This is a genomic window from Brachybacterium muris (genome assembly GCF_016907455.1).
GTDB classification, from domain to species: domain Bacteria; phylum Actinomycetota; class Actinomycetes; order Actinomycetales; family Dermabacteraceae; genus Brachybacterium; species Brachybacterium muris.
The window spans coordinates 307,213-332,417 of record NZ_JAFBCB010000001.1 but is presented as its reverse complement, the minus strand read 5'-3'; the positions used below and the strand labels follow the sequence as shown (position 1 = coordinate 332,417).

Annotated in this window: 23 protein-coding genes and 1 pseudogene; 9 read left to right on the top strand and 15 right to left on the bottom strand. The window is 70.3% G+C overall.

Annotation, left to right across the window (positions count from 1 at the left end; genetic code table 11):
* Nucleotides 1-32: 32 nt before the first annotated feature.
* The 4 genes from JOD52_RS01545 to JOD52_RS01530 all read right to left on the bottom strand — a co-directional run bounded on the left by JOD52_RS01545 (nt 33) and on the right by JOD52_RS01530 (nt 5,210).
* Nucleotides 33-362: a hypothetical protein gene (locus tag JOD52_RS01545; RefSeq protein ID WP_204408586.1), complete on the bottom strand. Its 330-nt coding sequence runs from the start codon at nt 360-362 to the stop codon at nt 33-35.
* Between the two features lie 83 nt (nt 363-445).
* Complete coding sequence (locus tag JOD52_RS01540) at nt 446-1,852, bottom strand: TFIIB-type zinc ribbon-containing protein (protein WP_239551703.1); 1,407 nt, start codon at nt 1,850-1,852, stop codon at nt 446-448.
* 205 nt (nt 1,853-2,057) lie between these two features.
* A complete protein-coding gene (locus JOD52_RS01535) occupies nt 2,058-3,263 on the bottom strand; it encodes an SPFH domain-containing protein (protein WP_204408585.1) in 1,206 nt (401 codons plus the stop codon).
* A 144-nt stretch (nt 3,264-3,407) separates the two neighbouring features.
* Entirely contained in the window at nt 3,408-5,210 is a 1,803-nt protein-coding gene (locus JOD52_RS01530) for an ABC transporter transmembrane domain-containing protein (protein ID WP_204408584.1), read from the bottom strand.
* A gap of 242 nt (nt 5,211-5,452) precedes the next feature.
* Between JOD52_RS01530 and JOD52_RS01525 the strand changes: the two genes are divergently transcribed.
* The gene (locus JOD52_RS01525; RefSeq protein ID WP_204408583.1) at nt 5,453-5,911 is read left to right on the top strand and encodes a hypothetical protein; all 459 of its coding nucleotides are present in this window, start codon (nt 5,453-5,455) and stop codon (nt 5,909-5,911) included.
* Between the two features lies 1 nt (nt 5,912).
* Here JOD52_RS01525 and JOD52_RS01520 read toward each other — a convergent pair.
* Nucleotides 5,913-6,140, bottom strand: a pseudogene (locus tag JOD52_RS01520) (hypothetical protein); the annotation flags it as partial.
* A 161-nt stretch (nt 6,141-6,301) separates the two neighbouring features.
* Here JOD52_RS01520 and istA point away from each other — a divergent pair.
* Nucleotides 6,302-7,864 carry an IS21 family transposase gene (istA, locus tag JOD52_RS01515; RefSeq protein WP_204408388.1) on the top strand — a complete coding sequence of 521 codons (1,563 nt, stop codon included), beginning with the start codon at nt 6,302-6,304 and terminating at the stop codon, nt 7,862-7,864.
* Nucleotides 7,861-8,607: an ATP-binding protein gene (locus JOD52_RS01510; protein WP_338124028.1), complete on the top strand. Its 747-nt coding sequence runs from the start codon at nt 7,861-7,863 to the stop codon at nt 8,605-8,607. Before istA ends, JOD52_RS01510 begins: the two co-directional genes overlap by 4 nt.
* Before the next feature lie 39 nt (nt 8,608-8,646).
* On the opposite strand, the gene JOD52_RS01505 is transcribed toward JOD52_RS01510, so the two are convergent.
* The 6 genes from JOD52_RS01505 to JOD52_RS01480 form a co-directional block, all read right to left on the bottom strand.
* Nucleotides 8,647-10,800, bottom strand: a complete 2,154-nt coding sequence (locus tag JOD52_RS01505) for a heavy metal translocating P-type ATPase (RefSeq protein ID WP_239552002.1) — start codon at nt 10,798-10,800, stop codon at nt 8,647-8,649.
* 456 nt (nt 10,801-11,256) lie between these two features.
* Complete coding sequence (locus JOD52_RS01500) at nt 11,257-12,186, bottom strand: Na+-dependent transporter (RefSeq protein ID WP_204408582.1); 930 nt, start codon at nt 12,184-12,186, stop codon at nt 11,257-11,259.
* A gap of 34 nt (nt 12,187-12,220) precedes the next feature.
* Nucleotides 12,221-12,859, bottom strand: a complete 639-nt coding sequence (locus tag JOD52_RS01495) for a response regulator transcription factor (RefSeq protein ID WP_017824903.1) — start codon at nt 12,857-12,859, stop codon at nt 12,221-12,223.
* Complete coding sequence (locus JOD52_RS01490) at nt 12,856-14,034, bottom strand: sensor histidine kinase (protein ID WP_239551701.1); 1,179 nt, start codon at nt 14,032-14,034, stop codon at nt 12,856-12,858. Before JOD52_RS01490 ends, JOD52_RS01495 begins: the two co-directional genes overlap by 4 nt.
* 100 nt (nt 14,035-14,134) lie before the next feature.
* The gene (locus tag JOD52_RS01485; protein ID WP_204408580.1) at nt 14,135-14,968 is read right to left on the bottom strand and encodes an ABC transporter permease; all 834 of its coding nucleotides are present in this window, start codon (nt 14,966-14,968) and stop codon (nt 14,135-14,137) included.
* On the bottom strand, nt 14,965-16,038 hold the full coding sequence (locus JOD52_RS01480) for an ABC transporter ATP-binding protein (RefSeq protein ID WP_204408579.1): 1,074 nt from the start codon (nt 16,036-16,038) through the stop codon (nt 14,965-14,967). Before JOD52_RS01480 ends, JOD52_RS01485 begins: the two co-directional genes overlap by 4 nt.
* A 159-nt stretch (nt 16,039-16,197) precedes the next feature.
* On the opposite strand from JOD52_RS01480, the gene JOD52_RS01475 reads away from it, so the two are divergent.
* Nucleotides 16,198-17,664: an amidohydrolase family protein gene (locus tag JOD52_RS01475; protein WP_204408578.1), complete on the top strand. Its 1,467-nt coding sequence runs from the start codon at nt 16,198-16,200 to the stop codon at nt 17,662-17,664.
* A 2-nt stretch (nt 17,665-17,666) separates the two neighbouring features.
* On the opposite strand, the gene JOD52_RS01470 is transcribed toward JOD52_RS01475, so the two are convergent.
* A complete protein-coding gene (locus tag JOD52_RS01470) occupies nt 17,667-17,999 on the bottom strand; it encodes a type II toxin-antitoxin system HicB family antitoxin (protein ID WP_204408577.1) in 333 nt (110 codons plus the stop codon).
* On the bottom strand, nt 17,996-18,250 hold the full coding sequence (locus JOD52_RS01465) for a toxin HicA (protein ID WP_239551697.1): 255 nt from the start codon (nt 18,248-18,250) through the stop codon (nt 17,996-17,998). Before JOD52_RS01465 ends, JOD52_RS01470 begins: the two co-directional genes overlap by 4 nt.
* Before the next feature lie 124 nt (nt 18,251-18,374).
* Between JOD52_RS01465 and JOD52_RS01460 the strand changes: the two genes are divergently transcribed.
* Together JOD52_RS01460 and JOD52_RS01455 are read left to right on the top strand one after the other, a co-directional pair.
* Nucleotides 18,375-19,361, top strand: coding sequence for a hypothetical protein (locus tag JOD52_RS01460; protein ID WP_204408576.1), 987 nt, complete (start codon nt 18,375-18,377; stop codon nt 19,359-19,361).
* 77 nt (nt 19,362-19,438) lie between these two features.
* Entirely contained in the window at nt 19,439-19,966 is a 528-nt protein-coding gene (locus JOD52_RS01455) for a GNAT family N-acetyltransferase (RefSeq protein WP_204408575.1), read from the top strand.
* A 61-nt stretch (nt 19,967-20,027) separates the two neighbouring features.
* Here JOD52_RS01455 and JOD52_RS01450 read toward each other — a convergent pair whose 3' ends face one another.
* Together JOD52_RS01450 and JOD52_RS01445 are read right to left on the bottom strand one after the other, a co-directional pair.
* Complete coding sequence (locus JOD52_RS01450) at nt 20,028-20,291, bottom strand: type II toxin-antitoxin system Phd/YefM family antitoxin (RefSeq protein ID WP_204408574.1); 264 nt, start codon at nt 20,289-20,291, stop codon at nt 20,028-20,030.
* Nucleotides 20,292-20,422: 131 nt separating this feature from the next.
* Complete coding sequence (locus JOD52_RS01445; RefSeq protein ID WP_204408573.1) at nt 20,423-20,815, bottom strand: DoxX family protein; 393 nt, start codon at nt 20,813-20,815, stop codon at nt 20,423-20,425.
* Nucleotides 20,816-20,983: 168 nt separating this feature from the next.
* Between JOD52_RS01445 and JOD52_RS01440 the strand changes: the two genes are divergently transcribed.
* Genes JOD52_RS01440 through JOD52_RS01430 form a run of 3 tightly spaced genes read left to right on the top strand, consistent with a single transcriptional unit; the run spans nt 20,984 to nt 25,178 of the window.
* On the top strand, nt 20,984-21,598 hold the full coding sequence (locus tag JOD52_RS01440; protein ID WP_204408572.1) for a helix-turn-helix transcriptional regulator: 615 nt from the start codon (nt 20,984-20,986) through the stop codon (nt 21,596-21,598).
* Nucleotides 21,595-22,359, top strand: coding sequence for an ABC transporter ATP-binding protein (locus JOD52_RS01435; RefSeq protein ID WP_239551695.1), 765 nt, complete (start codon nt 21,595-21,597; stop codon nt 22,357-22,359). The genes JOD52_RS01440 and JOD52_RS01435 overlap by 4 nt, the downstream gene beginning before the upstream one ends.
* Nucleotides 22,347-25,178 carry an ABC transporter permease gene (locus tag JOD52_RS01430; RefSeq protein WP_204408571.1) on the top strand — a complete coding sequence of 944 codons (2,832 nt, stop codon included), beginning with the start codon at nt 22,347-22,349 and terminating at the stop codon, nt 25,176-25,178. The genes JOD52_RS01435 and JOD52_RS01430 overlap by 13 nt, the downstream gene beginning before the upstream one ends.
* The last annotated feature ends 27 nt before the right edge of the window (nt 25,179-25,205 follow it).

Genomic DNA, 25,205 nt, shown 5'->3' with positions numbered 1-25,205 from the left:
CGTCACGACCGCTGCCGGGTGCGCGCCCATGGTCACTGCACGCGGATGCGGTGGACGCGCTGGAGGTGGTCGTCCTGGTTGGCGCCGCTCATGGAGCGGCTGCGCTGGCGGTTGTTGCTGCCACGGCGACGGTCACCGGTGCGCAGGTTCCCCACCGCGACCTCCGTCTCCCGCTCGAAGTAGTGCCGCTTGTCGGTGTTGCGGTAGTAGCGGTAGATCCCGCCGTACACGAGGGCGAACACCGCCGGTCCCGCGACGAAGGGGAACAGCAGTCCCGCGACGGCGCTGTCCCCGGAGCCGGCAAGGATGATCGCGGCAACGGGGTCCGCGGCGGTGGCGGCGTCGGCGAGCAGCGGGAGCATCGCAGGGTCCTTTCCGGGGTGGGCGAGCTATCGGGACAGTGGCGGGCGGCGGCGAAGCCGGTAGGACGAGGCGGGACGGCAGGTCAGGACATGAAGAACCATCCCCAGCCGACGACCCCGGCGAGCACCGTGGCGATGGTGCCCAGGAAGCAGGACAGGGCGAAGATCTTCGGATGGGACACGGGCACCGAGCCCATGGTGTTGCCGTTGCGGCCGTTGACGGCGATGTAGTGCACCAGCGAGCCCTCGCCCTTGGCGGAATCCGCGTAGCTGTACAGCCACACCGGCACGTACACGGCCACCCAGCGGGTGCCGTGCACGGCCACGCCCTCGTGCTCCCATCGCACGCCACGGTCGTACCGGGAGATGGTGGGGCGGGCCTTGGCGCGGGCGATCGACAGGAACTTCTCCTCGACGCTGTCGTCGACGTCGTGGATGTTCAGGTCGCGCCGCTCCGAGGTGAAGCCCCGCAGGTAGTTGGAGTTGTAGGCGACGGCGGCGGCGGTGTCGTACGGCTGGACGGCGTTGAGGATGTTGTTGGTGGAGCGGGTGTTGTCCCGCGCGTCGTACCGGCTGGAGGATTCCACGGTGAGGTCGTCCACCAGCAGGTCGAAGGCGCGGCGCACGTCGTACACGTCGGCGTCGTAGTAGGTCTCCGAGACGTAGTTGTCCCCCACCTTGCGGCGCACGGTGTACTGGCGGGTGGTCACCTCGCCCGTGCCCTGCAGCACCGCGTGCAAGTTGCCGTCGACCACCATGTACGGGATGTACACGCCCATCACGTTGTCGGGCACGAACTCGCTCTTGAAGCGGGCGTGGGCGAAGGCGCGGCGGGACCCGACGAACTCGTTGATCCGGTCGATGGCCTGCTCTCGGGTGAGCTGGAACGGCAGCACCGCATCGGGCACGGCGCCGTTGGGGATCTGGGTGTTGATGGAGAGGGTCTGCCGGCACCAGTGGCAGCGGCTCTGCAGCTGCTCGTCCACCCGGATCACCACTTCGGCCCCGCAGCCCTGGCACTTCAGGGTCACGGTGGTGAGGTCCTCGCGGATGTCACCGGTGCCAGAGGCCAGGGTGTGGCCGCGCAGCTCCTCGATGGCGCTGTCCAGGCCGAAGGCCTGCTCGGCCACGTCCTCGTTCCACTGGTTGCGGCAGTAACCGCACACCAGCGCCTTGGCGGTGATCGAGTAGTGGATGTCGGTGCTGCCGCACTTCGGGCACTTGTCCAGGCCGTCGGCCTTGCCGGAACTGGTGTCGATCACCCTGTTGCCGGCGTCGTCCAGTGCCTTCTGGGCGGCCTGGCCGAAGTCCTGCGCGGACATCGTCGAGGCAGCGGCGCCACCGCCCTGGTGGGATCCCCCGTCCTGGAGGCCCGCCCACTGCGGGGCGGGACGCTGGCCGGTGCTCTGTGCACCCGAGGGGATCGGGGCACCGTGCTGCTGGGGCGCCCTGGGATCCGCGTGGGGCCGACGACCCGGCGGGGACGGCATGAAGCCATCACGCGGCCCGCTTACCCGGGGTGCCCCCGGGTATCCGGCACTGCCCATGTCCGCAGGCAGCGGGGGTGCGCCGGAGGACGGCCCGGCGGGTGCGCCGGTGCCGTCGTTCCCGCGGGGGTTCCCGTTGTGTTCCGTCCCTGGCTGGGCGGGCCACTGCGGGCGCGCCCAGCCCGACTGGCTGGGAGGGACGGACATGTCAGAGCCCGAGGGCGTTCTTCTTCGCCGCCTGGTAGTCCTCCTCGGTGATCAGCCCCTGCTCCAGCATCTGCTTGTACTGGGCGAGCTTGGCCACCGGATCGTCCTGCTGCGGCGCGGCCTGCTGGCCACCCTGCTGGGGCTGGCCCTGCTGCGGCTGCTGGCCGGGCTGGTTCTGCCAGGGCTGGACCGGCTGCACCAGGCCACCGGCAGCGCCCGCACCTGCACCGAACATGGCCAGGCCCGCACCGCCGCCAGTCTCCCCGGCGGACTGCACACCACGGGCCACGGCCTGGTTGATGAAGGACTGCGAACGGTTGCCGGAGAGGGCATCGGCCTTCTGGACGTCCGCCAGCAGCTCGCGGGTGCGCTGGTCGTACTCGATCGAGGCGATCGCGACCTTGACGATGGTGAGGCCGCGGTCGGTGGACCAGCGGTACCCTTCCTCCACCGCGGCGGCCAGGGACTGGGCGAAGCCCACGGAGTCGCCCTGGATGCGGGTGATGCGGTTGCCCTTGTCCGGGTCGTTGGTGTAGCGGGAGAAGGCGGCCGCAAGCGAGCCGACCACCTCCTGGAACAGCTGGTTGCCGGCGGAGTTGTCCGGGTCCGAGAAGTCGAACACCGGCGCACCCTCGGAGATGAAGGTGGCGGGCACGAAGTTGTGCACGAACAGCAGCGGATCGATGATCCGGATCGTGTAGGAGCCGCGGGCCACCGCACCCACCTGGGTGTTGAGGTAGGCGTCGTCCCAGTAGATCTCCGACTGGGTGCCGAAGCGGTTGTCCGGGATCTCCTTGAGGTTCACGAAGAACGCGAGCTGCTGCGAGGTGGGGCGGCCGCCGAACTTGAAGCGCTCCCAGGACATGCCCACGGTGGAGGCCAGCGGGTCGTCACCGGCGAACACGGAGCGGGAATCGGGCGAGTCGCTGTTGAACTCGTAGCCGCCGGCCTCGGTGATCATGCCGGTGGCGCGACCGTCCAGCACGGTGATCAGGCCGTACCCCTGGGGCACCAGGATCCGTGAGCCGTTGGAGATGACGTTCTGCGAGCCGCGGGTGTTGGAGCCGCGACCGGCGTTGGTGCCGCGCGGCACCGCCGGGAACAGCGCTGCCGTCTGCGGCAGGCCGTCCGGGATGGTGAGGAAGTCCTTCCACTGATCGGCGAACATACCGCCGATGGCGCCCTTGAATGCCTGGATGAATCCCATGTGAGCTCCTTCGTTGCCCCCGAGTACGTGTGACGTGAGCCATCGTAGCGCCGGGGGCTGACAGAGATGCAGGGATCACATCCAACCCGTTCGCCTGCGCGGGACGGTGATGCCGCGCAGCCACCTACGCCCTGGGGAACGAGGTCAGCCGGTGATGTCGAACCTGGCCAGCTGCTTGGTGTTGCCGGCGCTCTGCAGCTGCAGCAGCTGCGCGTAGATGCCACCGGAGGCCGCGAGCTCGGCCGGGGGTCCGATCTCGTCGATCCGGCCGTCCTCCAGGGTGATGATGCGGTCCACGCCCGCGATGGTGGACAGGCGGTGGGCGATGATCAGCGAACTGCGGCCGCGCATCAGCTCGTCCAGGCCCGCCTGCACCTGACGCTCGGCCTTGGTGTCCAGGGCGCTGGTGGCCTCGTCCAGCACCAGGATCGGGGCGTCCTTGAGGATCGCGCGGGCCACCGCGATGCGCTGGCGCTGACCGCCGGACAGCCGCAGTCCGCGCTCGCCGATGATCTGCTCGTAGTCGTCTGCGAAGCGCTCGATGAAGGTGTCGGCGTTGGCGCGGCGGGCGGCGTCGCGGATCTCCTCGTCGGAGGCGCCGGGGCGGCCATAGGCGATGTTCTCGCGGATGGTGCCGGAGAACAGGGAGGCGTCCTGGAACACCACGCCGATGCGGGAGCGCAGCACGTCCAGCGGCAGCTCGGCCACGTCATGACCGGCCACCTCGACGGTGCCCTCGCGCGGCTCGTACAGACCCAGCAGCAGGTTCACGATGGTGGACTTGCCGCCGCCGGACTCCCCTACCAGGGCCACCTTCTCGCCGCAGGAGACTGCGAAGTCGATGGCGTGCAGCACGTCCTCGCCGTCCTCGTAGGCGAAGTGGACGTCGTCGAAGCGGATCGCCGGCGCGCCCGCGACGGGCTCGACGACGTGCTTCGCGGGGTCCTCGCCGGTGGCCAGCAGGCGCGGGTCGACCTCGGTCTCCATCACCCGGAAGTAGTCCTTGGAGCCGGCGATCGCGTGCTGGGCGGTGTCGATCACGAAGCTCATGTTCTGCACCGGCTGGCGGGCCATGGTCATCAGCTGGATCAGCAGCACCATGGTGCCGATGGAGAACTCCCCGGCGGCGGTCTGCCAGAAGATGATCGCGTAGATCCCGAAGAACACGATGTTCAACACCGCACGGCGGGCCATGTCCATGCCGTGCCAGTGACGGGACTGCTCACGGGTGATGCGGTCGGTGGACCAGAAGCGACGGGTGAAGTCGTCCAGCTCGGCCCTCTCCGCCACGAAGGACTTCACCACGCGGATCTGCCCGATCACCTCGGCGAAGCGCCCGGAGGCGATGTCGATCTGCTCGTTCTTGTCGCCCTCCAGGCGCTGCCACTTCACCGACGTCAGCGCGGTCAGCCACACGTACACCGGGAACACGATGATCAGCAGCAGCGCCAGCGGCCACGCGTACCAGGCGCTGATCACGAGCACCGCGGCGGTGGTGATCAGCATGGTGGCGAAGGAGTTGGAGAACATCTTCGCGAAGCCCGTGATCTCGGTGATCGAGCGGTTCAGGCGGGCCACCACGGTGCCGGTGATCTCGTTGTCGAACCAGCGCTGGGGCATGTGCAGCAGCTTGTCGTAGTAGCGCACCGAGAGGATGGTGCGCATCCGGTTGCTCATCACGTCGCCGTACCAGCCGCCGATGTTGGAGATCACCGTGGAGGCTAGCTCCGCCAGCAGCAGCGCCCCGGCCATCAGCAGGGCGGTGCGCAGGGCCTGCTCGGTGGTGGTCTGCCCGCCGATGCCCGCGGCGATCGCATCGGTGGCGTTGCCGATCAGGAACGGCACCGCGAGCCCCGCCACCGCCGTCAGCACGGAGCACAGAATGATGGCGAGGTACAGCGGGGTCAGTTCACGGGTGAAGCGGGCGATGCGCAGGAGGGCGGACACCCCACCAGGGTATGCCTGGGCCTGTATCCGAGCTCGGGTCTCGAGGCCCCCTGTGACCAGTGCGGCACCAGCCCACCTGCGCCGCTCCTGGGGCGCACGTGCACGGGCCAGGCGCGTGCAGCCCGCGTCTTGATCGACACGCGCTGCTCGGCAACGATGGGAGCATGCAGATGACGAACGGCGCGGGCCCCCGCGTCCACGGCGTCTTCCTCCAGAACTCCACGGATCCCGATGAGGACCCGGTGCGCTCGCAGCAGCAGATCGACAGCGAGCACCTGGGTTGTCTCCGTTTCACCATCCCCGGTACCAGGTACTCGCCCGAGGCCAATTCGGCGACAGTCCAGTTCGGCCATGCTCTGTGGTGGATCGAAGCGGAACTCACCGCGGACTACTCACTCCACTCTGTGACACTTCTCGATCTTTCCGGGCAGGTGGCTCAGGGTCCGCTCAAGGCCACGATCGGACGCACACTGCACGACCACTCAGCTCCGCACCTCGAGCACTGGGTGATCAACATCGACTCCTCGACAATGACCGGTCCTCCGTTGATCGAAGAAGGCGACGAGCCCTTACCCCGGAAGGGCAGCTGGGGTGACGAGGCAGCGTTCGTGGAGCTGCACGCCGATGCCGACTCACGAATCACGTGGATCGACCTCACTCTGGATCGAGAAGCGGCCCGCACTCTCCAGACCACGGACTGATTCAGCCCTCGCTCGCCACGCTGCGGAAGCCCCGGAGGCGCAGGCTGTTGGAGACCACGAACACGCTGGAGAACGCCATCGCGGCACCGGCCAGCATGGGGTTCAGCAGGCCCAGGGCGGCCACCGGGATGGCGGCCGTGTTGTAGGCGAAGGCCCAGAACAGGTTGCCCTTGATGGTGCGCAGGGTGCGGCGCGAGAGGCGGATTGCATCCACGGCGGCCATCAGGTTGAATATTCGCCTCGCTGGGGTCCGCTGATCGAGGGTTCGGGTGCCACGTCGCTGCCGTAGCGGTGGCGTCGTTCGGGACCACCAGTGGTGTCGTTGGGGCCGCTCTGTCTACGCTCCTTCCGCCGTGTGTATAGGGCACGCGGCGGAAGGAGCAATCTGGAATGGTACGGAAGATCAGGGCGAAGCTGGTGCTCCAGCTGCGCGCAGAAGGTCTGTCGGGGCGAGCGATTTCGTCCTCGCAGGGCATGTCCCGCAAGTCCGTGAGGGCGGTGTTCGAGGCCGCTGACGCTGCAGGGATCGGGTGGGGCGATATCGCGGACGTCGCCGATGAGCAGGTGTATGCCCGGTTGTTCCCGGGCCGGGGCGAGCACGAGAGCGTGTTCGCACAGCCGGACTGGGAACAGGTCCATCGAGAGATGGCCAGGGTCGGCGTGACGCTGAAGCTGTTGCACGGCGAGTACTTCGACGCGACCACGGCGGCTGGGGATCCGGCGATGGGGTATGACCGGTTTTGCCGCACCTACCAGCACCACGTCATGGTCACCGGTGCCGCTTCGAGAGTCGGTCACAAGGCCGGCCAGAGCGTGGAGGTCGACTGGTCCGGCCCCACGATGGAGCTGGCCGATCCGGTCACCGGCGAGGTCTCGAAGGTGTTCTTGTTCGTTGCCTGCCTGCCTTTTTCTCGTTACGCGTTCTGCTTCCCGGCGCTGGATATGCGCCAGGAGTCCTGGCTGCGAGCGCACGTAGCGATGTTCGAGGCGCTGGGCGGGACGGTCCCGAGGATCGTTCCGGACAACCTCAAGACCGGTGTGGTGAAGCACCCCCGCGAGGGCGAGATCGTCCTGAACGATGCGTATCGCGAGATGGCAGCGCATTACTCGGCGGCGGTGCTCCCGGGGAGGGTGCGGAAACCGAAAGACAAGGCGAGCGTGGAGAACACCGTCGCGCACGTCGCGACCTGGGTCATCGCCGGGCTGCGGGATCAGCGATTCACGTCCCTGCCCGAACTTGCAGCCGCCATCGGGCAGCGGATGGAGGCCTATAACGCGGAGCCGTTCCAGAAGCGGCCCGGATCCCGCGCCAGCGTGTTCGACGCGGAGGAGCGGCCGCTGCTGACGCCGCTGCCGGCGGTGCCCTACGAGATCTCGACATGGCACTACGGACGACGAGTGGGCAGGAACGGGCACGTCACGTTCGCGCGGAACTTCTACTCCGCGCCGTTCGCGCACATCGGCGCGAAGGTCGATCTGCGCATCACGGCCCGGACGCTGGAGATCTATCAGGGCAGCCAGCGACTGACCAGTCACCTGCTGCTCCCGGAGACCGCGAGCAATGAGTACCGCACCAACGACGCGGACCTACCTGCGGGCGAGCGTTTCCAGGCCTGGGACGCGCAGAGGGTGCGGGCGTGGGCAGATCGGGTCGGGCCGGCCACGGTGATCGTGATCCAGCGGATCTTCGAGTCCGTGCCGATCGTGGAACAGGGCCTGGATCCCGCGTTGGCGGTGCTACGGCTCTCTCGCCGCTTCTCCGTAGATCGGGTCGAGGCGGCCTGCGCACTCGCGCTGACGGGACGGGTCCGTTCACCGCGCTATGCGCATCTGCACCCGATCTTGGCCACCGGGCAGGACAAGGTCGCCGCCCTGCGTCCACCCCGCGAGGAACCCGCGGAAGACGGCGGATACGTCCGTGGCGCCGACTACTACGCCGGAGGTGTCCGGTGAGCGTGATCGATAACGACACGAAGCGGAAGCTGCGCGAGATGGGCGCGACCGCGCTGCTGGACGCGATCGATGCCCAGGATGAGGCTCACGTGCTGGGGATGTCGTTCCAGGAACGGCTCCAGCTGATCGTGGACGAGGCGCATTCCATCTTCAATCATGGAAAGGTCGAGGGTCTGATCCGCCGGGCGGGGCTGCGTTATCCCGGAGCGGACCTGCGGCGGCTGGATCTGGTCGAGGAACGGGGACTGAACCGGAACGTGATCGCGCAACTGGCAACCTGCTCCTTCATCCAGCGGCAACAGAACGTGGTCTTCCAGGGCTTCACCGGCTCAGGGAAGTCCTACCTCGGCTGCGCGCTGGCGAAGCAGGCCTGCCAGCACCGGCTCCGAGCCCACTACATCCGAATGCCCGACCTCGAAGAGGCCTGGGCCCTGGCAAAGGACAAGCCGCAGGGCCAGACGAAGTTCCTGCGGAAGTACTCCACGTTCTCGCTGCTGGTGATCGACGAGTGGCTGCTGGACCATCCTGACGAGGGAATGCGTTCGATGCTGCTGGAACTGCTCGAGCGCCGCTATGACACCGGCTCGACCGTGTTCTGCACCCAGTACCCGAAGAAGGACTGGCACGCCCGGCTCGGTGGAGCAGTCCACGCCGATGCGATCATGGACCGCATCGTGCACAACACAATCTGGATCGACACCGGCGACAGGAACATGCGAGAACACACCGCACTGCCCCAGTGACCCGATGCCGGCGGGAGCCAGTGGTCCCCACCGCGGCGGCTACTGGCCCCCGTCGGCACGATCGGCGGTCCCCAAGAGCAAGATTCGGTGGCTCCCACGACTACGAATACTCATCAGGTCACCGCGCACCAGGGTGATGTCCGCGGCCTCGATGGCCACATCGGTGCCGGTGCCCATGGCCAGTCCCAGGTCGGCCTGTGCGAGGGCCGGTGCGTCGTTCACGCCGTCGCCCACCATCGCGACGATCTTGCCGCTTTGCTGGAGGCGCTCGATCACGCCCACCTTGTCCTCGGGCATCACCTCGGCGATCACCTCGTCGATGCCCACCTCGGCGGCGACGCGACGGGCCACGGTCTCGTGGTCACCGGTGAGCAGCACCGGGGTCAGGCCCAGTTCGCGCAGCTGGGCGATGGCCTCGGCGCTGGTGGGCTTGACCTCGTCGGCCACGGTGAGCAGGCCACGCACCTGGCCGTCCCATGCCACGAGCACGGCAGTGCGGCCGGAGGTGCGGGCGTCCTCGAGGGCGGTGGCGACGTCGGCCGGGAGCTCGTCGGCCCCAGGGATGTTGCGTCCAACCTGCACGCTCACGCCGTCGACGGTACCGCGCACGCCGGAGCCCGCGAGGTTCTGGAAGTCGGTGACCTCCGGAAGACGGCCCAGTTCCTCGGCGGCACCGGCGGCGATGGCGCGGGCGATGGGGTGCTCGCTGGCCGATTCGACGGCGCCGGCGTGCCGCAGAAGGGTGGCGCGGTCGGTGCCGCTCGCGGGGACGACGTCCTGCAGGGTCATGGTGCCGGTGGTGACGGTGCCGGTCTTGTCCAGCACGATGGTGTCCACGCGGCGGGTGCTCTCCAGCACCTCGGGGCCCTTGATCAGCACGCCCATCTGGGCGCCGCGGCCGGTACCGACCAGCAGGGCGGTGGGGGTCGCCAGCCCCAGGGCGCAGGGGCAGGCGATGATCAGCACGGCCACGGCGGCGGTGCCGGCCATCACGGCGCTGCCGCCGAAGACCAGCCAGCCTATGAAGGTCGCGATGGCGATCACGAACACGATCGGCACGAAGATGCCGGAGACGCGGTCGGCCAGGCGCTGGATCTCGGCCTTGCCGGACTGGGCGTCCTCCACCAGTTTCGCCATCCGGGCCAGCTGGGTGTCCGAGCCCACGCGGGTGGCGCGCACCACCAGGCGCCCGCCCTCGTTGACGGTGGCGCCGGTGACCTCGTGGCCCTCCCCCACCTCGACGGGCACGGACTCGCCGGTGAGCATGGACATGTCCACGGCGCTGGAGCCGGAGACCACCACGCCGTCGGTGGCGATCTTCTCGCCGGGGCGCACCACGAACTCATCCCCCACGGCGAGCTGCTCCACGGGGATCAGCTGCTCGGCGCCGTCGCGCAGCACCGCAACCTCCTTGGCGCCCATCTCCATCAGGGCGCGCAGGGCAGCGCCGGCCTGCCGCTTGGAGCGCTTCTCGAAGTAGCGGCCCAGCAGCACGAAGGTGATCACCCCGGCGGCGACCTCGAGGTAGATGTTGCTCATCCCGTCGGTGCGCTCGAGGGCGAAGCTGAAGTGGTGGGTGGTGCCGCGATCACCGGCGGTGCCCACGAACAGCGCCAGGATCGACCACAGGAACGCGGCGGTGGTGCCCACCGAGACCAGGGTGTCCATGGTGGCCGCGCCGTGGCGGGCATTGATCCAGGCGGCGCGGTGGAACGGCCAGCCGGCCCACACCACCACGGGAGCGGCGAGAGTGAGGGAGGCGAAGCCCCAGTAGTCGAACTGGAGGGCCGGGATCATCGCCATCGCGATCACGGGGACCGAGAGGATGGCGGCGCCGATCACGCGGTGGCGCAGGCTGCGCAGCTCCGGGTCCTCGGCATCGATCGCGGCGCCGTCGGTGCCGGTCGACGCAGCGGTCGCGGGGTTCGCGGCGTTCGTGCCATCGGCGGCGGGGCCTGCAGCGGCCGACGCGCCCCCCGCCCCTCCCCCGCTGACAGGCGGTGCAGGTGTGCGGGGTGCGGGGAGCTTCGCGGTGTAGCCGGTCTTCTCGACCACGGCGATCAGGTCATCGGCGCTGACACCCTCGGGCACGCGCACGTTGGCCTTCTCGGTGGCGTAGTTGACCGAGGCCTCGACACCGTCGAGCTTGTTGAGCTTCTTCTCGATGCGGGCCGCGCAGCTGGCGCAGGTCATTCCGCCCACCTCGAGGTCGATCACCTCGAGCGCGTTGACGGGTCGCTGCGATGTCGATGCGGTGTCCACTGCTGCCTCCTCGAATGCCTGCACGCCCCTCACTTTATACCCCCTAGGGGTATCTGTCAGGCGGGGGTGAGGCGGGAGACAGCAGCACCCCGGGCACGGCCAGCAGCCACCGTGCCCCTCACGGTCCAGCGGTCCACCAGACCCCTCACCGCCCAGCGGCCCACCGCACCCCTCACCGCCCAGCAGCCCACCACACCCCTCACGGCATGATCGGCGAGGCGGCTGGACACGCCCCAGAGCCGCCGAGGCACGAAAGTTTGTCGGAATGACGCCCCCATTCCGACAACTATTCGTGCCTCGACTGAGTGCGGCGGCGGGGCGGTGTCGGTCGGGGCGCAGGCGGAAGGGGCAGGCAGACAGGCTGGGCGATCGGGGCGGGCCGGGCGGTCAGTCGGACTTGGGGCCGACGATGCCCAGCAGCACCCCGGGGGTGATCCTCTCCCCCGCCCGCTTGCGACGCACCACACCGGTGGCCAGGGCGTACGGCACCAGCATCACGAAGCCCACCGCGCTCAGCAGCAGGATCGCCAGCACCAGCTGGCTGTTGTCATCTCCCGCGGCCCGGGCCACCAGCAGGGCGGCGGCGATGTTGCGCTGGCTGGAGAGGATCGCAGGGCCGTCGGGCACGGTGAGGCTGTGCCCGGCCAGCTCGCCGGAGGCACGACCGGCGACGAAGGCCAGCGCCACCAGGCCGGCGGCGGCCAGCATCGCCGGGGAGAGCAGCACCTCCAGCAGCAGCACGGTGTTCGAGCCGAAGCCCGAGACGAACATCAGCACGGCAGAGACGGCGGCCACGCCCCCCGCGATCCGGGCCAGGACGTCCGCGAGGTGGGGGAACACCGCGGCGATCACGATGCCCGCGATCATCGGCGAGAGCATCGTGCCCAGCAGCAGGCGGGCCACTGCCCCGGCGTCGACCTGCACGTCCTGCAGCAGGAACGGCACCACCAGCGGCATGAACACGATCGACCCCAGCAGCAGCACCGCCATCGGCCCGGCGGTCTCGGAGTACGGGATGCGGGCCATCGCCCCCAGTTGCAGAACGAAGGGGGCGCCCGCAGCGCACAGGGCGATCACGAACCCTTCGGCGATGTGCAGGGGCAGCAGGCCGTTCAGCACCCAGATGATGAGGGTGCCCACCGCGGGGATCACCACGAAGTTCGCCCCCAGCAGGGAGAGCACGGTGCGGCGGTCGCGCAGCTGGGTGCGGAAGGAGCGCAGCGGGGTACGCAGGCCCATCGACAGCATCGACGCGATCGCGAAGGCGGGCACGCTGATGTGGATCAGCAGTCCCAGGAGCGACTCGAGCGTGTGCACCTCAGAAGCCTACGAGCCCTGCTGCCCGCTCCTCTCAGAGCCAGCCGTTCTCGGTGGCGACTTTGACGGCGTCGGCTCGGCTGCTCACCTGGAGCTTCCCGATCGCGGAGGAGACGTGGTTGCGCACGGTGCCCTCGCTGAGGAACAGGCTGCGGGCGATCGCCGCGGTGCTCTCCCCGCGGGCGGCGGCACGCAGCACCTCGGTCTCCTTCGCGGTCAGCGGGCTCGCACCGACCGCGAGGGACTGTGCAGCGAGGTCCGGGTCCACTACGCGCAGCCCCTGCTGGACGCGGCGCACGGCATCGACGAGGCGCTCCACCGGGGTGTCCTTGACCATGAATCCCTGGGCGCCGGCCTCCATCGCCCGGCGCAGGTACCCGGCCCGCCCGAAGGTGGTCAGCACGATGACCCGCGGAGGCTGATCCAGGGTGTCACGCAGGTGGGCGGCGACCTCGATGCCGTCTTCCGGACCGGGCTCACCATTGGCGAGGGTGCCGGCGGGCATCTGCACGTCCAGCAGCAGCACGTCGGGGCGCAGCTCGGTGACCTGGTCGACGGTGCTGGCGCAGTCGGCGGTCTCGGCGACCACCTCGATGTCGTTCTCCAGGCGCAGCAGGGCCACCAGGCCCGAGCGCAGGATGTGCTGGTCGTCGGCGATGACGATGCGGATCACGGGGTCTCCTCGGGAAGGATGCGAGCGGTGAGAGCGGTGCCCGCCGGGGAGGACTCCACGGTGAGCACTCCCCCGGCGCCGGTCACACGCTGCTCCAGACCGCGCAGGCCGGTGCGGGCGGTGCCGGGAGCGATGCCCACCCCATCGTCTGCGATGCTCACCTCGTCCTCGGCGATGGTGATGCGCACGTGCTCGGCACTGGCGTGGCGCACGATGTTGGTGACGGCCTCGCGGATCACGTAGCCGAACAGCTCGGCCCGCTCATCGTCCAGGGCCGGCATGGCGGTGGGGACGTCCGCGTCGATGCCCACGGCAGCCAGCACACTGCGGGCCGAGGCGATCTCGGTGGCGGCGCGCACGGTCTGCATGCCGCTGGCGGTGGCGCGCACGTCGGCCAGGGACTGGCGCAGGGTGGACTCGATGTGGGCGAGCTGCTCACGGGCGGCGGCCGGATCGGCATCCAGGAGGCGCTGGGCGAGCTGCGCGGAGACGGTCGCGGAGGTCAGGGAGTGGCCCAGGATGTCGTGCAGGTCTCGGCCGATGCGCTCGCGTTCGGCGGCCACCGCGAGGGAGGCGTTGCGGCGCTCTGCGGCGTCGAGCTTCCCCTGCAGCACCTCCTGCTGGATGCCGTGCCCGATGCCCCAGGACATGGCCAGGCCCATCACCGCCAGCACCACCGCGAAGTAGACGCCCAGCCAGGCGGCGAGGACCGCGACCCCCACGCACATCGCCACCATGGTGGGCACCGCCCAGCGCCAGGGCAGCAGGATCACGTGGGTCATGGCCTGGAACATCACCATGAACAGCACGTTCTCGCCGATCAGGGGGACCAGGGCGAGCACCAGGCCGGTCGACAGGGTGAACCAGGAGAGCCTCACCTGCAGGGGATACAGGGCGATGCCACTGGCGTAGAGGAACATTGCCCCGTAGGCCAGCAGCAGCACGGTGGCCATCACGGCCCCGATGCCGGGGGACTGGATCCAGGCGAAGACGATCGGCAGCAGCAGGAACACCGTGGGCGGCAGGGAGAACGGCATCGCACCGGACTCGACGGCGGCCCGGTGGATCTGGCGGGGGCTGACCCTCCGGCTCGAGGCATCGTCGATGGCGCCGGGGTCGGCGGCCTGGGCCATGCCGGACCAGCGCTTCTCGACGGTGGAGGGCTCGGTGTTCATCACGGTCATTGTGTCAGCGCTCCTACGGGTCGCGACGGCGGGCCCGGGGATCCCGGGGCCCGCCGTCGACGTGGGCGTTCGGTTCCTCGGATGGTGTGGCTCAGCGGCGGGTGAGTCCGATGGCCTTGTTCAGGCTCACGGCGCAGATCGCGCCGAGCACCAGGGTCCAGATCCCGATGACGAGCAGGCCGGTCACCGGCAGCTCCCCGCCGTACAGGGCCCAGGTGCCGAGCTTGGCGATCCAGTGGCTGGGCAGGGCCTTGCCGATGCTCTGCATCCAGTCGGGGAACATCTCCAGCGGCAGCCACAGGCCACCCAGGACGGCCATGCCCATCAGGGTCACGACGCCACCGGCGGAGGCGGCGCCGCCGGTGAGCAGCATGCCCAGGGCGATGCCGATGAGGATGGTGGGCAGCAGCCCCAGCCACAGCACGGCGATGGTGGCGAGGAAGGAGAGGGGATCGGCCTCCACGCCGGTGGCCAGGCCCACCACGCCGACGGCGAGCAGGGCGGGGACGATCACCACGCTGGCGGCGAGCACGGAGCCGATCAGGAAGGAGCGCGGGGATAGCCCCGCGACGATCAGCTGGCGCAGGAAGCCGTTGCGCTGGTCCTCCTGGATCTGGGTACCGGCGGTGATGGCGGTGCCCAGTCCGCCGTAGGCGGCCATGTTGACCATGATCATGCCGCGGGCGGTGCCGTCGGCCTGGTCGCCGAACATGGTGCCGAACAGCAGGTACATGCCCACCGGCATGGCGATCGAGAAGGCCATGAAGAACACGTTGGTGAGCGTCATGCGGGAGGTGTGCATCGCGTAGCGCAGGGCGCGGGCGGTGCCGGAGGGCTGGGGCAGGTCGCTCAGGGCGACGGTGCGCGGCGCGACGCCGGGGGCGGTGCCGGTGGTGGTGTGGGTGGCGGTGCCGGTGGCGGTCATCGCTGGGCTCCTTCGGTGACGGTGTGGGCGGCAGGTGTCGGGGCCGCGTTCTGGGCGGCGGCATTGGCGGCGGTGTTCTCGTCGCTGTGGTCGGTGATGTGCATGAAGGCCTCCTCGAGGCCGGGGGCCGAGACCAGCACGTCGTGCACCTGCTCCGCGAGCGGTGAGGTGAACAGGGCGCGCAGGGCCAGGTCGGCGTCGGAGCAGACGGCGCGCACGCGGCCGGGGTCGGCCTCGTCAGGTGCGGCCATGTCCACACCGGGCAGCTCGGCGACCAGGTGGGCGTCGGCGCCGCGCAGGGTGAGCACGCGGCCGGCCACGAGGGCGGAGACGGTCTCGGCGTTGCCGTCGGCGACGATGCGGCCTCGGTCCATCACCACCACGCGGGCGGCCTCGCGTTCGGCCTCCTCGAGGTGGTGGGTGGCGAAGACGATGGTGCGCCCGGTGGCGGCGACCTCGCGCATGCGGTGCCAGAAGGCGCGGCGGGCGGTGACGTCCATGCCCACGGTGGGTTCGTCCAGCAGCAGCACGTCCGGGTCGCCCAGCAGGGCGATCGCGAACCGCACGCGCTGGGCCTGACCGCCGGAGAGACGGTCGATGCGGCGGCCCATCAGGTCACCGATGTCGGCCTGCTCGACAGCCTTGGCCAGCGGCATGGGGCGGGCCTGCAGGGAGTGCAGCATCTTCAGCATCGAGCGCACCTTCTGATCCGGCAGCAGGGCGCCGCTCTGCAGCATCGCCCGGATGATCCCGGAGCGGGTGGCGGTGACGGGGTCCATGCCGTGCACGTGGACGGTGCCGGAGTCGGGCTTCGCCAGGCCCACCATCATCTCCATGCAGGTGGACTTGCCGGCGCCGTTGGGGCCCAGCAGGGCGAGGATCTCGCCCGGGCGGATGGTGAGGTCCACGCCGTCCAGGGCGCGCACCGGGCCGTAGCTCTTGCGAAGCCCGCGCAGGCTGAGTGCGGCATCGGGATCCGGGGCAGCGATGGGATCGGAGGAGTGGGAGGTGGTGGCGGCGGGGGCAGCATCCGGGGCGTGGGTGCCGGGGTCACGGTTCGTGGTCGTCATGGGAACCAGACTCCCGTCGCGGCCGCTCCTGTCCCAGGCACGGCGGTCACCTCGTGACCATGACAGGTGTCATGGCGGCGCCCTGGGTAGCCTGGCGCGATGCTGATCAGACAGGTGCGAGTGCGTGGCGGGAGGACCGCCCCCGCCACAGCGCGACCGGTGGACCTCCGGATCACGGGCGGTGCGATCGCTGAGATCGGCGAGCACGTGGACCGTCGGCCGGGCGAGGATGTGCTGGACGGCGGCGGCGCGATCGCGATCCCGGGGCTGTGGGACCAGCACGTGCATTCCAGTCAGCTGGCGCAGGCCCATTCGCGGCTGGACACCACCGGTGCGGGCAGCGCCTCGGCGATCCTGGACCTGGTGCAGCAGGAGCTGGCCCGCCGGCGGGAGACCGGTCGGCGCCGCGGGGAGGCGCTGGTGGGGTTCGGGCACCGCCTGGTGGACCTGGTGGTGCCGCCCACGGTGCCGATGCTGGATCAAGTGACCGGCGAGGTGCCCACGGTGCTGATCGGTGGGGACGCGCACCATGCGTGGATGAACTCGGCGGCATTGCGGGCGCTCGGTGCGCCTCCGCGGGACGGGGTGGTGGGTGAGGACGAGTGGTTCGACCTGGTCTCGCTCATGCCCACCCTTCCCGGAGTCGGCGCCCAGGTCGCGACGGGCATGGCAATGCTGCAGCGGCAGGCCTTGGAGCGCGGTGTGGTGGGCCTGGTGGACATGGAATGGGGCCGCATCTGGGAGACCTGGCAGGCGGGTGGCTCGCAGCTGCGGGTGCGCACCGGCGTGTACACGGAGGACCTGGACTTCGTGCCGGGGCCGACGGGCATGGTGCTGGATGCGCCCGGTCCAGCGGGAGAGAGCCTGGTGGAGATGGGTCCGCTGAAGGTGATCCTGGACGGCGCACTCGGCTCCCACACCGCCTACACCCGCGAGTCCTACGCCGGTGGGCACGGACCGGCCGGGCACGGGGTGCTCACCTGGGAGCCGGAGGAGCTGGTGGCCGCGCTGCGCCGCGCGAAGGGCCTGGGGCTGACGGCTGCGGTGCACGCGATCGGTGATGCTGCCGCCGGGGTGGCGCTGGAGGCGATCGAACGTGCCCAGATCCCGGCGCGGTTGGAGCATGCGCAGATGCTGAGCGACCAGGACGTCGCCGCCATGGCGCGCCTCGGAGTGAGCGCCTCGGTGCAGCCCGCGCACCTGCTCGGTGACCGCGACCCCACCGAGGACCTGTGGCACGACCGCACCGACCAGGCGTACCGCCTGCGGGACCTGCTGGATGCGGGGGTGGAGCTGGTGCTCGGCTCCGATGCCCCGGTGGCGCCGCTGGATCCGTGGCTGGCGATGGCCGCCGCCGTGCACCGCAGCGCGGACGAGCGTGAGGGCTGGCTGCCCCGTCAGCAGCTGCAGCCGCGCGAGGCGCTGGCCGCCTCGACCGACGGGGTGGGAGCGCTCGCTGTCGGTGGCCGGGGCGACGTGGTGCTGCTGGAGCAGGACGTGTTCGAGGACGTCCCGCTGGGGGCCGACGGCCTGATGGTCGATGCCGCGGCCCGCGAGGCCGCGCAGCGCCTGCGCGAAGCGGGGGTGCTGGCAACGGTGGTGGCGGGGAGGGTCGCGGCGGGCTGAGATCAACTCCCGACGAGGCGGCTCCCGATCAGACGGTTCAGGGAGACGTGCTGCTCTGCCGCCTCCAGCGCGAGCTGCCGATGCACCTCCGGAGGGATCCGCACCATGAACTTGCCCGAGTAATCCTTGTCGGCGAGCGCCTGGGGCGCGGTCTCGCCGCTCTGGGCCATGTCCTCGAGGACGTCGGACACGAGGTCACGGATGCCTTCGAAGGCTGCGATCTGATCGTCAGCCACCCACGACAGGGACGGGAACTCAGCCACTGTCCCGATGAAGCACCCGTCCTCCGCTGACCAGCGCACTCGATAGGTGTAGTGATCCGCGCGAGCAGTCATCGATTCTCCTCCTCCTGCAGTTTGTCGATAGCCGCGAGCACTTGGCGCACCTGATACGGCTTCGCCTCGCCGTGGACGTTCTGGATGTTCACCCGCGGATCACCCTGCCACGGCATCCGATAGACACGATGGGAACCGCTCTGCTGTCGAGGCTCCCCGAAGTAGTAATCGCACACCTTGGCGAGGTCTGCGTAGCGGACGCTCTTCACGTTCATCCGCATCTGCTCCAGCAGTCGGGTCACGCTCGCCATGAGTAGATGATACCAAAAATGATACTGAGGGTCGCTGCCCAATCGAAAAGCTCTCGCGCTCCGCATGCCGTCCGCCGTACGGTGTCCACGGTTCTCCGTGGAGCCCTGAAGGAAGGATGAGCTGATGGTCGTCACCGCACGCCCCGCGACTGCTGCCGACACCGACTCTGCGAGCTTGACGGACCTGCTGCCCGACTGCTGGCGCGAGGGGAACAACCGTCGCTCCCTGGTGGCGGTGGATCAGGTTGGCCGGGTGCTGGGTCATTGCCGTGGGATCGACAACGACTTCCATCCCGATTCCCGAACATTTGTGTGGGAAATCCTCGAGCAGGAGCACCTGGGCGAGCGCTCGTGGGCGGAGGTCGCCGACGCCCTGCTCGAGGCGCAGGTCGAGGTCTCCACCCTGTCCCTGCGCCTGAAGCCCTCGGTGGAGGAGACGGAGCTGATCGAGTTGTGCGCCCGGCACAGCGGGGTGCTGGTCCAGCTGATGCCACCGTGGCGGTACGTGGTCGATGGACCATTGCGGGCCTGGACTGCTGAACACCGTTCAACGTCGGACGGCCTCGTCGCCGAGACTGCCGGCGAGGCCCGGGGCGTGGAGATGTTGGACGTCTACGTCGAGCACTACACCGCCCAGCACGCCCGGTGGTCCCCCGCTGCCGACGGGCCGCAGTTGCGGACGGAGAACGCCCCGGATTTCGTCCCGGGCGCCGCCGGGTCCTTCGACCCGGCGCGCAGCACCGTACTGGTCCGTGCAGGCCGGATCGTGGCGCAGGCGCTGGTGTGGCCCCCGGAGGAGGACGGCGGGGCCGAGGTCACTCTGCAGTCACGCCCTCACGAAGGGCCGACGTCCCGGCAGGACATGGAGGCGTGTCTCGCAGCCTTCGTCGAGCGTAGTGCGGATGGGGACGTGCTCCTGATCGACTCCCACGTCACCGAGGAGCTCGAATCGGCGATGATGCGGGGCGTGCCCGGGCCCCCGCCGCACCCTGGGGACACGTGGACCGCGATCGTCGGTATCCCCGTTGCCGGTGGGCCGGGCCCCCTCCCCCTGCCGCGCGATCTGGTCCCCGAGGATGTCGCAGACAGGTTCGCCGCGCTGATCCGCTGACGTCCCCGGACCCTGACGACCCCGCACCGCGACCGCACCTCAGCTGCTCACCCTGCTAGCGCGACTACGATTCTCGGATGACCCTGCAGCTCCGTGCACCGCGACCCGAGGACGAAGCCGCACTGCGGCGCTTGCACGCCCAGTTCCAGCAGGAGGACTTCGACTTCCTGCTGGCCGAGGGTGAGGACTGGGGCGCAGTCCTGGCGGAGATCGACCGCGAGGCCCTCGGGGTGGACCTCCGGCCGGGCCGGGTGCGTGCCGAGTTCCTGGTCGCCGAGGCGGACGGGGTCATCGTCGGCCGCACCTCGATCCGCTACTCACTGACCGACTTCCTGCGCGAGGTCGGCGGGCACGTGGGCTACGCCGTCGCCCCCGAGTTCCGACGACGCGGCTACGCCACCGAGATCCTCCGCCTGTCGGTGGAGCGCCTGGCCGGCGCCGGCGTGGATCGCGTGCTGGTGACCTGCGATGACACGAACCTCGGCTCCATCAGGACGATCGAGCGGTGCGGTGGAGTCCTGGAGGACGTGCGCGACGTGGGAGGTTCAGTGCCGAAGCGGCGCTACTGGATCGAGGCGGCCGGGGCTGGTCAGTCGCTGAACTGACGCTGCGGAGAACGGCGGCTATTGCTTGCCGCCGAGGTGAACTCCACCGCGTACGCGGGGGTCATGCGTTCAGATCGCGACGCAGTTCATCGAGACTGACCCGCGTACCGTCATCGGCCGCCTTGGCTTCCCGATACGCGGCGAGGTCCTGGGCCATCTCGAAGTCCTCGAGCGCCTCGAAGTCGGCCACCCCGACCACGACGGCGGCCAACTTGCCGTTGCGGGTGACACCGATGCGCTCCCCGCCATACATGGCGCGGCCCAGTACATCGGCGAGCTGACTGCGCAGCTCTCGAGTGGTGACTTCATCGCTGAGGGTGTCCATATGACAAGGGTGCGCCATCAGTACTCTGTGTACACAGTTACCCCCATGTCAGGGCACTGCACGTCAGGCCACAGGCCATAGGTAGATGCGCATCGCCCCTCAGGCAGACGTCGACAGCGGGACGAGCCCACTCAGCCCCGTCGGGCGATGTGGAGCGCCTGGGCGACGAGGACCCCCTGCAGTGGGAGCCTGCCGACAGCGATCGCCCGCTTCTTCGGGGACTTCTTCCGCCAGTCGATCGCCATCTGCACGTTGGCAGGGAACACCGCGAGGAACAGTGCCGCCGCGGCGATTCCGCCCAGCCGGCGCGTGGACGGCACCGCGATCAGGCCGGCCGTGGCGACCTCGGCGATGCCGGAGGCGTACGTGTAGGCACGGGGCGAGCCGGGCAGTGCCCGCGGGACGATGCTGTCGAACGGCTCCGGTCGCACCGCGTGCATGATCCCGGCTGTTCCGAGCAGCGTGGTCAGGAACAGACTGGCGCGTCGCGCACCGGTACGGCGGGATCGCTGTCGACCTGACATGGGGCTCCGTTGCAGTGGCTGGACGGAGCACGCGCTCCGATACGAGGCACCGTAACCCCTGCACCTGCGCCTGCGGGGAGTTCGGACCCGCATCCCCCTTGACACCCCTCCCCCACGGCCACATGATTACCTCGTAACCATTGCTCGGTAACCATCGGAGATCCTGCCGTGTCGATCCACCACGCGATGCTCGCGCTGCTCAGCGCCGGCCCCGCCACCACCTACCAGTTACGCAAGGCCTTCGACGAAGCCACCGGGCAGGTGCGCCCGCTGAACATCGGCCAGGCCTCCACCACCCTGTCCCGCCTCGAGCGGGACGGCCGGATCGTCCGCTCCCAGGAGGATGCCGACGACTCCACCGCCGGCCTGTGGTCCCTCACCGACCAGGGCCGGGCCGAACTCGCCCTGTGGTGGGCCAGCGCCGTGGAGCGCAGCCAGCCGGACCGTCAGGAACTGGTGGTGAAGTTCGCACTCGCCGTCACCGTGCCGGGCATCGACGTGGCCTCCCTGCTGCAGACCCAGCGCACCGCCACCCTCTCGGCCCTGCACGAGGCCACCCGGGTGCGCCGCGGCATCGAGGAAGCCGACCTCGCCGCGGCCCTGGTGCTCGAGCACCACCTGGTGAGCCTGGAAGCCGAACTGCGCTGGCTCGACGACATCGAGGGCACCCTCCAGAAGGCCGCCTCCCGTCGCTCGCGGGCGGGCGGCTCCCCTCACGACAGCTCCCACCGCGAGCGCTCGGACAGCCGCGTCGCACCCGCGCGCGACGAGGCGAGACGATGAGCGGCACGGGCCGGTCCGGTCACGGTGCACTGCCCGTCACCCCAGGGCCCATCACCACCCAGCCCGTGCTCGAGCTCCGCGGCGCCGTGCGGGTGCACGGCGCCGGACCGCGCGAGGTGCGGGCCCTGGACGGGGTGGACCTCGCCGTCGCGCCCGGAGAGTTCGTGGCGGTGATGGGCTCCTCGGGCTCCGGCAAGTCGACCCTGCTGCACCTGGCCGGCGGGCTCGCGAGGCCCACCTCCGGGGATGTCCTCGTGGAGGGCCAGTCCCTTGCCTCCATCTCCTCCACCGCGCTCGCGCAGCTGCGGCGGGAGAAGGTGGGCTACGTCTTCCAGGACCTCAACCTGCTGCCGGCCCTCACCGCCGCGGAGAACGTCGCCTTTCCCCGGGAGCTGGCCGGCATCCGCCCCCGTGAGGCCGCGAAGGAGGCTCGGGACGCAATGGAGGCCGTGGGGGTCGGCGAGCTGTGGCGCCGCCGCCCGGAGGAGCTCTCCGGCGGGCAGGCCCAGCGGGTCGCGATCGCCCGCGCCCTGGTGGGGCCGCGGCGCCTGCTGCTGGCCGACGAGCCCACCGGCGCACTGGACTCCACCACCGCCCGGGAGATCGTCGCCCTGCTGCGGCAGCGGGCCGACGACGGTGCCAGCGTGGTGCTGGTGACCCACGAGGCGCGCCTGGCGGCCTGGGCCGACCGCACCATCCAGCTGCGTGACGGCCGCGTCGTCGGTGTGGCCGCCCCCGAGGAGTTCCCGTGGGCGGGCTGAGGCCGATCCTGCGCCTGGCGCTGCGTGATGCCGTGCGGCACCGCGGACGCACCGCGCTGATGCTGGCGATCATCGCCCTGCCGATCGCGGTGGCCCTGATCGCGCTCAGCGGGGTGACACCCCAGGTCACCTCCCGGGACCGCGCCCTCGCCTCGATCCCCGACGGCACGCAGGCCGTGATCAGTGCGACCACCGTCGGTGGGCCCATCCGGCAGCTGCCCGAGGCGATCACACCCATGCCCCGCCTCACGGACGCGTCACCAGCCACCCCCGAGGCCATTGCGGCGGCACTGCCCGAGGGCACCGTGCTGCACGAGTGGTGGAACTCCCCGCCGCTGATCGCCACCACGGCGCTGGACATCGCCCCCGACCAGCAGCGCCCGGCGGAGACCGGTGTGGTGGTCGGTGAGCTCGACGCCGCGGTGCTGACCACGATGTCCCTGCGCGAGGCCGACGCCGAGACCCTGGACCTGCTGCTGCCCTCCCTCACGGAGGGCACGGCCCCGCAGGCCACCGAGGACGTGGTGCTGACCGTGGCCGCGGCGCGCACGGCCGGGGTGGGCATCGGGGACGAGATCCAACTGATCGCCCCACCGGACACCGGATGGCGATCCACCGATGGCCGGGTCGCCGCCGTGGTGGAGAACGCGGTGCGCGGCTACCGGGTCTCCGGGATCGTCGAGGGCGAGGACGTGCAGGCGTGGGCCCTTCCCGCCTGGATCGCGCCCGCCATCGGCGCCGACCAGGCAGGGGTGGACCGGCACTTCCTGGCCACCGGCCCCGCCCCCATCACCTGGGCTCAGGTGCAGGAGCTGAACGGGCACGGCGTGGGCACGATCTCGCGCGGGCCGCTCGAGGACTACCCGCCGGCGGACCAGCTCTACCCGGTGCCGATCGATCCGCAGCGCGCACTGTTGTCGGCGATGATGCTTGGTGCCACGGTGATGGGGATGGCCGCCCTGCTGATCGTGCTGGTCACCCCCGCGCTCACGGTGGGTGCGGAACGGATGCGGCGCGCCCTGGGACTGGTGGTGGCGATCGGTGCCCGCCCCCGGGACGCCGGTGCGATGTTCCTGCTGCAGGGCGCGGTGCTGGGCATGATCGGATCGCTCCTCGGTCTGCTCGTCGCCCTCGCTGCCCTGCCGCTGCTGCGGCGCCTCGCCGCGGAGGTCTCGTACACCGGGATGGGCCCGGTTCCCTGGTGGGGTGCCGTGGGGCTGCTGGCCGCCGGCACGGCACTAGCGGTGCTCGCCTCGGTGCCCCCGGCACGGCGGGTGGCCACCGCGGACCCGGTGGATGCGCTCGCGGATCGTCGGCCGACGGTCTCCGACACCCCCTGGCGCAGCCGCCTGATCACCGGGATCGGCGTGCTGCTGGTGACCGGCGGCGGGGTGCTGGCGCTGCTCGCCTCGATCGCGCCCGCGTCGATCGCCCTGCTGGTGCTGCTGGTCGGCCTGCTCATGCTGGGCCTGGGGACGGTGATCGTGGTGCCGACGCTGATCCACCTGGTCGGCCGGGTGCTCGGGACGGCGCCGGGGGCGACCATGGCCCGGGCCGCTGCGCAGGATGCCACCCGACACCTGGGGCGCACCGCCCCGGCGGTGATCGCGGTGCTGGCCTGCACGGCGTCGGTGGCGCTGCTGACCACCGTCGTCGGCTCCCGGCAGTCGAGCGAACTGGCCGCCGCCACGTCGATGATCACGCCGGGCCGCGCCATGATCGGCATGCAGACCCCGATCAGCGAGGAGGTGGACCGCGCGATCATCGGCTCGGTGCTCGCGGAGCTGGAGGCCGACGGGTTGATCAGGGCCCACGCCCCCGTGTACTCGATGCGCGACCCCGGCACCTGGCTGGAGGCAGCCCCGGCGCCGGGGAGGGCATGCGGCACGGACGAGGGTCCGTCGTTCCGCTCCGCCACCGAGCCCGGCGCTCCCCTGGAGTGCGTGCCCTGGGACGACGCCTACCATCCGGGGCTGTCCTTCCCGACATGGCTCGGCAACCAGGTGACGGTGCTGGAGCCGGAGGCGATGCGGGCCACCGGTATCCCGGGGGCCGAACGGGCAGCACAGGTGCTGGCGGACGGTGGCGTGATCGTCAGCGACGCCACGCGGGTGGGAGAGGACGGCCTGGTGGACCTGCGGATGATCGACGGTGACGACATGGCCGGCACAGGGCGGCCCCTGGGCGCGCAAGCGGGCATGTTCCTGCGCGGCTTCGAGCCGACGGTGGCCCTCAGCCCGCAGACCGCCGAGGAGCTGGGCCTGGACGTCAGGTACGTGGGCGAGATCGTGGAGCCCACCCACCCTCTGGACGGTGTGGCGTCTGCCGACTTCTCCGATGCGGCGCTCGAGATCACCACGGTCGTGTGGCCGGCGACCCGGCCCGAGCCGGACGTGCTCGGCTTCGTCTCCTACGGTCGTCTCCCCGCACAGGGCGCAGTCGTGCTGGTGCTGCTCACGGCCCTGGCGATCGCGGCAACGGTGCTGTCGGTGACACTGGGGCGCCGGGAGACGGAGGCAGACCTGGCGACCATGCAGGCTGTCGGGGCGAGCCGGGGGCAGGTGCGGCGCTACGGGATGACCCAGGCACTGATCGTGCTGGCCGCCGGGATCCCGGCCGGGCTGGCCGTTGGCGCCCTGGTGGCAGTGGCGATGGTCGGGGCGATGAGTCGGTTGGACATGTTCGGACCGATGCCCGCGGTCGCGTCGCTACCCGTGGCACTCGGGGCGGGTCTGCTCGCCCTAACGGCGTTGACCCTGATCAGCACGCTGGTGCTGGCCCGGCCGCCGCGCGACCTGGCCACGCGCCGGAGGGAGTAGGGCGGGGGGTGCAGGTGGGCAGGAACC

Bases quoted from the DNA above. Each gene is read 5' to 3' on its own strand.
- JOD52_RS01545 (WP_204408586.1), bottom strand. From the start codon at position 362: ATGCTCCCGCTGCTCGCCGACGCCGCCACCGCCGCGGACCCCGTTGCC.
- JOD52_RS01540 (WP_239551703.1), bottom strand. From the start codon at position 1,852: ATGCCGTCCCCGCCGGGTCGTCGGCCCCACGCGGATCCCAGGGCGCCC.
- JOD52_RS01535 (WP_204408585.1), bottom strand. From the start codon at position 3,263: ATGGGATTCATCCAGGCATTCAAGGGCGCCATCGGCGGTATGTTCGCC.
- istA (WP_204408388.1), top strand. From the start codon at position 6,302: ATGGTACGGAAGATCAGGGCGAAGCTGGTGCTCCAGCTGCGCGCAGAA.
- JOD52_RS01505 (WP_239552002.1), bottom strand. From the start codon at position 10,800: ATGACCTGCGCCAGCTGCGCGGCCCGCATCGAGAAGAAGCTCAACAAG.
- JOD52_RS01490 (WP_239551701.1), bottom strand. From the start codon at position 14,034: ATGAACACCGAGCCCTCCACCGTCGAGAAGCGCTGGTCCGGCATGGCC.
- JOD52_RS01485 (WP_204408580.1), bottom strand. From the start codon at position 14,968: ATGACCGCCACCGGCACCGCCACCCACACCACCACCGGCACCGCCCCC.
- JOD52_RS01480 (WP_204408579.1), bottom strand. From the start codon at position 16,038: ATGACGACCACGAACCGTGACCCCGGCACCCACGCCCCGGATGCTGCC.
- JOD52_RS01470 (WP_204408577.1), bottom strand. From the start codon at position 17,999: ATGACTGCTCGCGCGGATCACTACACCTATCGAGTGCGCTGGTCAGCG.
- JOD52_RS01465 (WP_239551697.1), bottom strand. From the start codon at position 18,250: ATGGCGAGCGTGACCCGACTGCTGGAGCAGATGCGGATGAACGTGAAG.
- JOD52_RS01460 (WP_204408576.1), top strand. From the start codon at position 18,375: ATGGTCGTCACCGCACGCCCCGCGACTGCTGCCGACACCGACTCTGCG.
- JOD52_RS01455 (WP_204408575.1), top strand. From the start codon at position 19,439: ATGACCCTGCAGCTCCGTGCACCGCGACCCGAGGACGAAGCCGCACTG.
- JOD52_RS01450 (WP_204408574.1), bottom strand. From the start codon at position 20,291: ATGGACACCCTCAGCGATGAAGTCACCACTCGAGAGCTGCGCAGTCAG.
- JOD52_RS01445 (WP_204408573.1), bottom strand. From the start codon at position 20,815: ATGTCAGGTCGACAGCGATCCCGCCGTACCGGTGCGCGACGCGCCAGT.
- JOD52_RS01435 (WP_239551695.1), top strand. From the start codon at position 21,595: ATGAGCGGCACGGGCCGGTCCGGTCACGGTGCACTGCCCGTCACCCCA.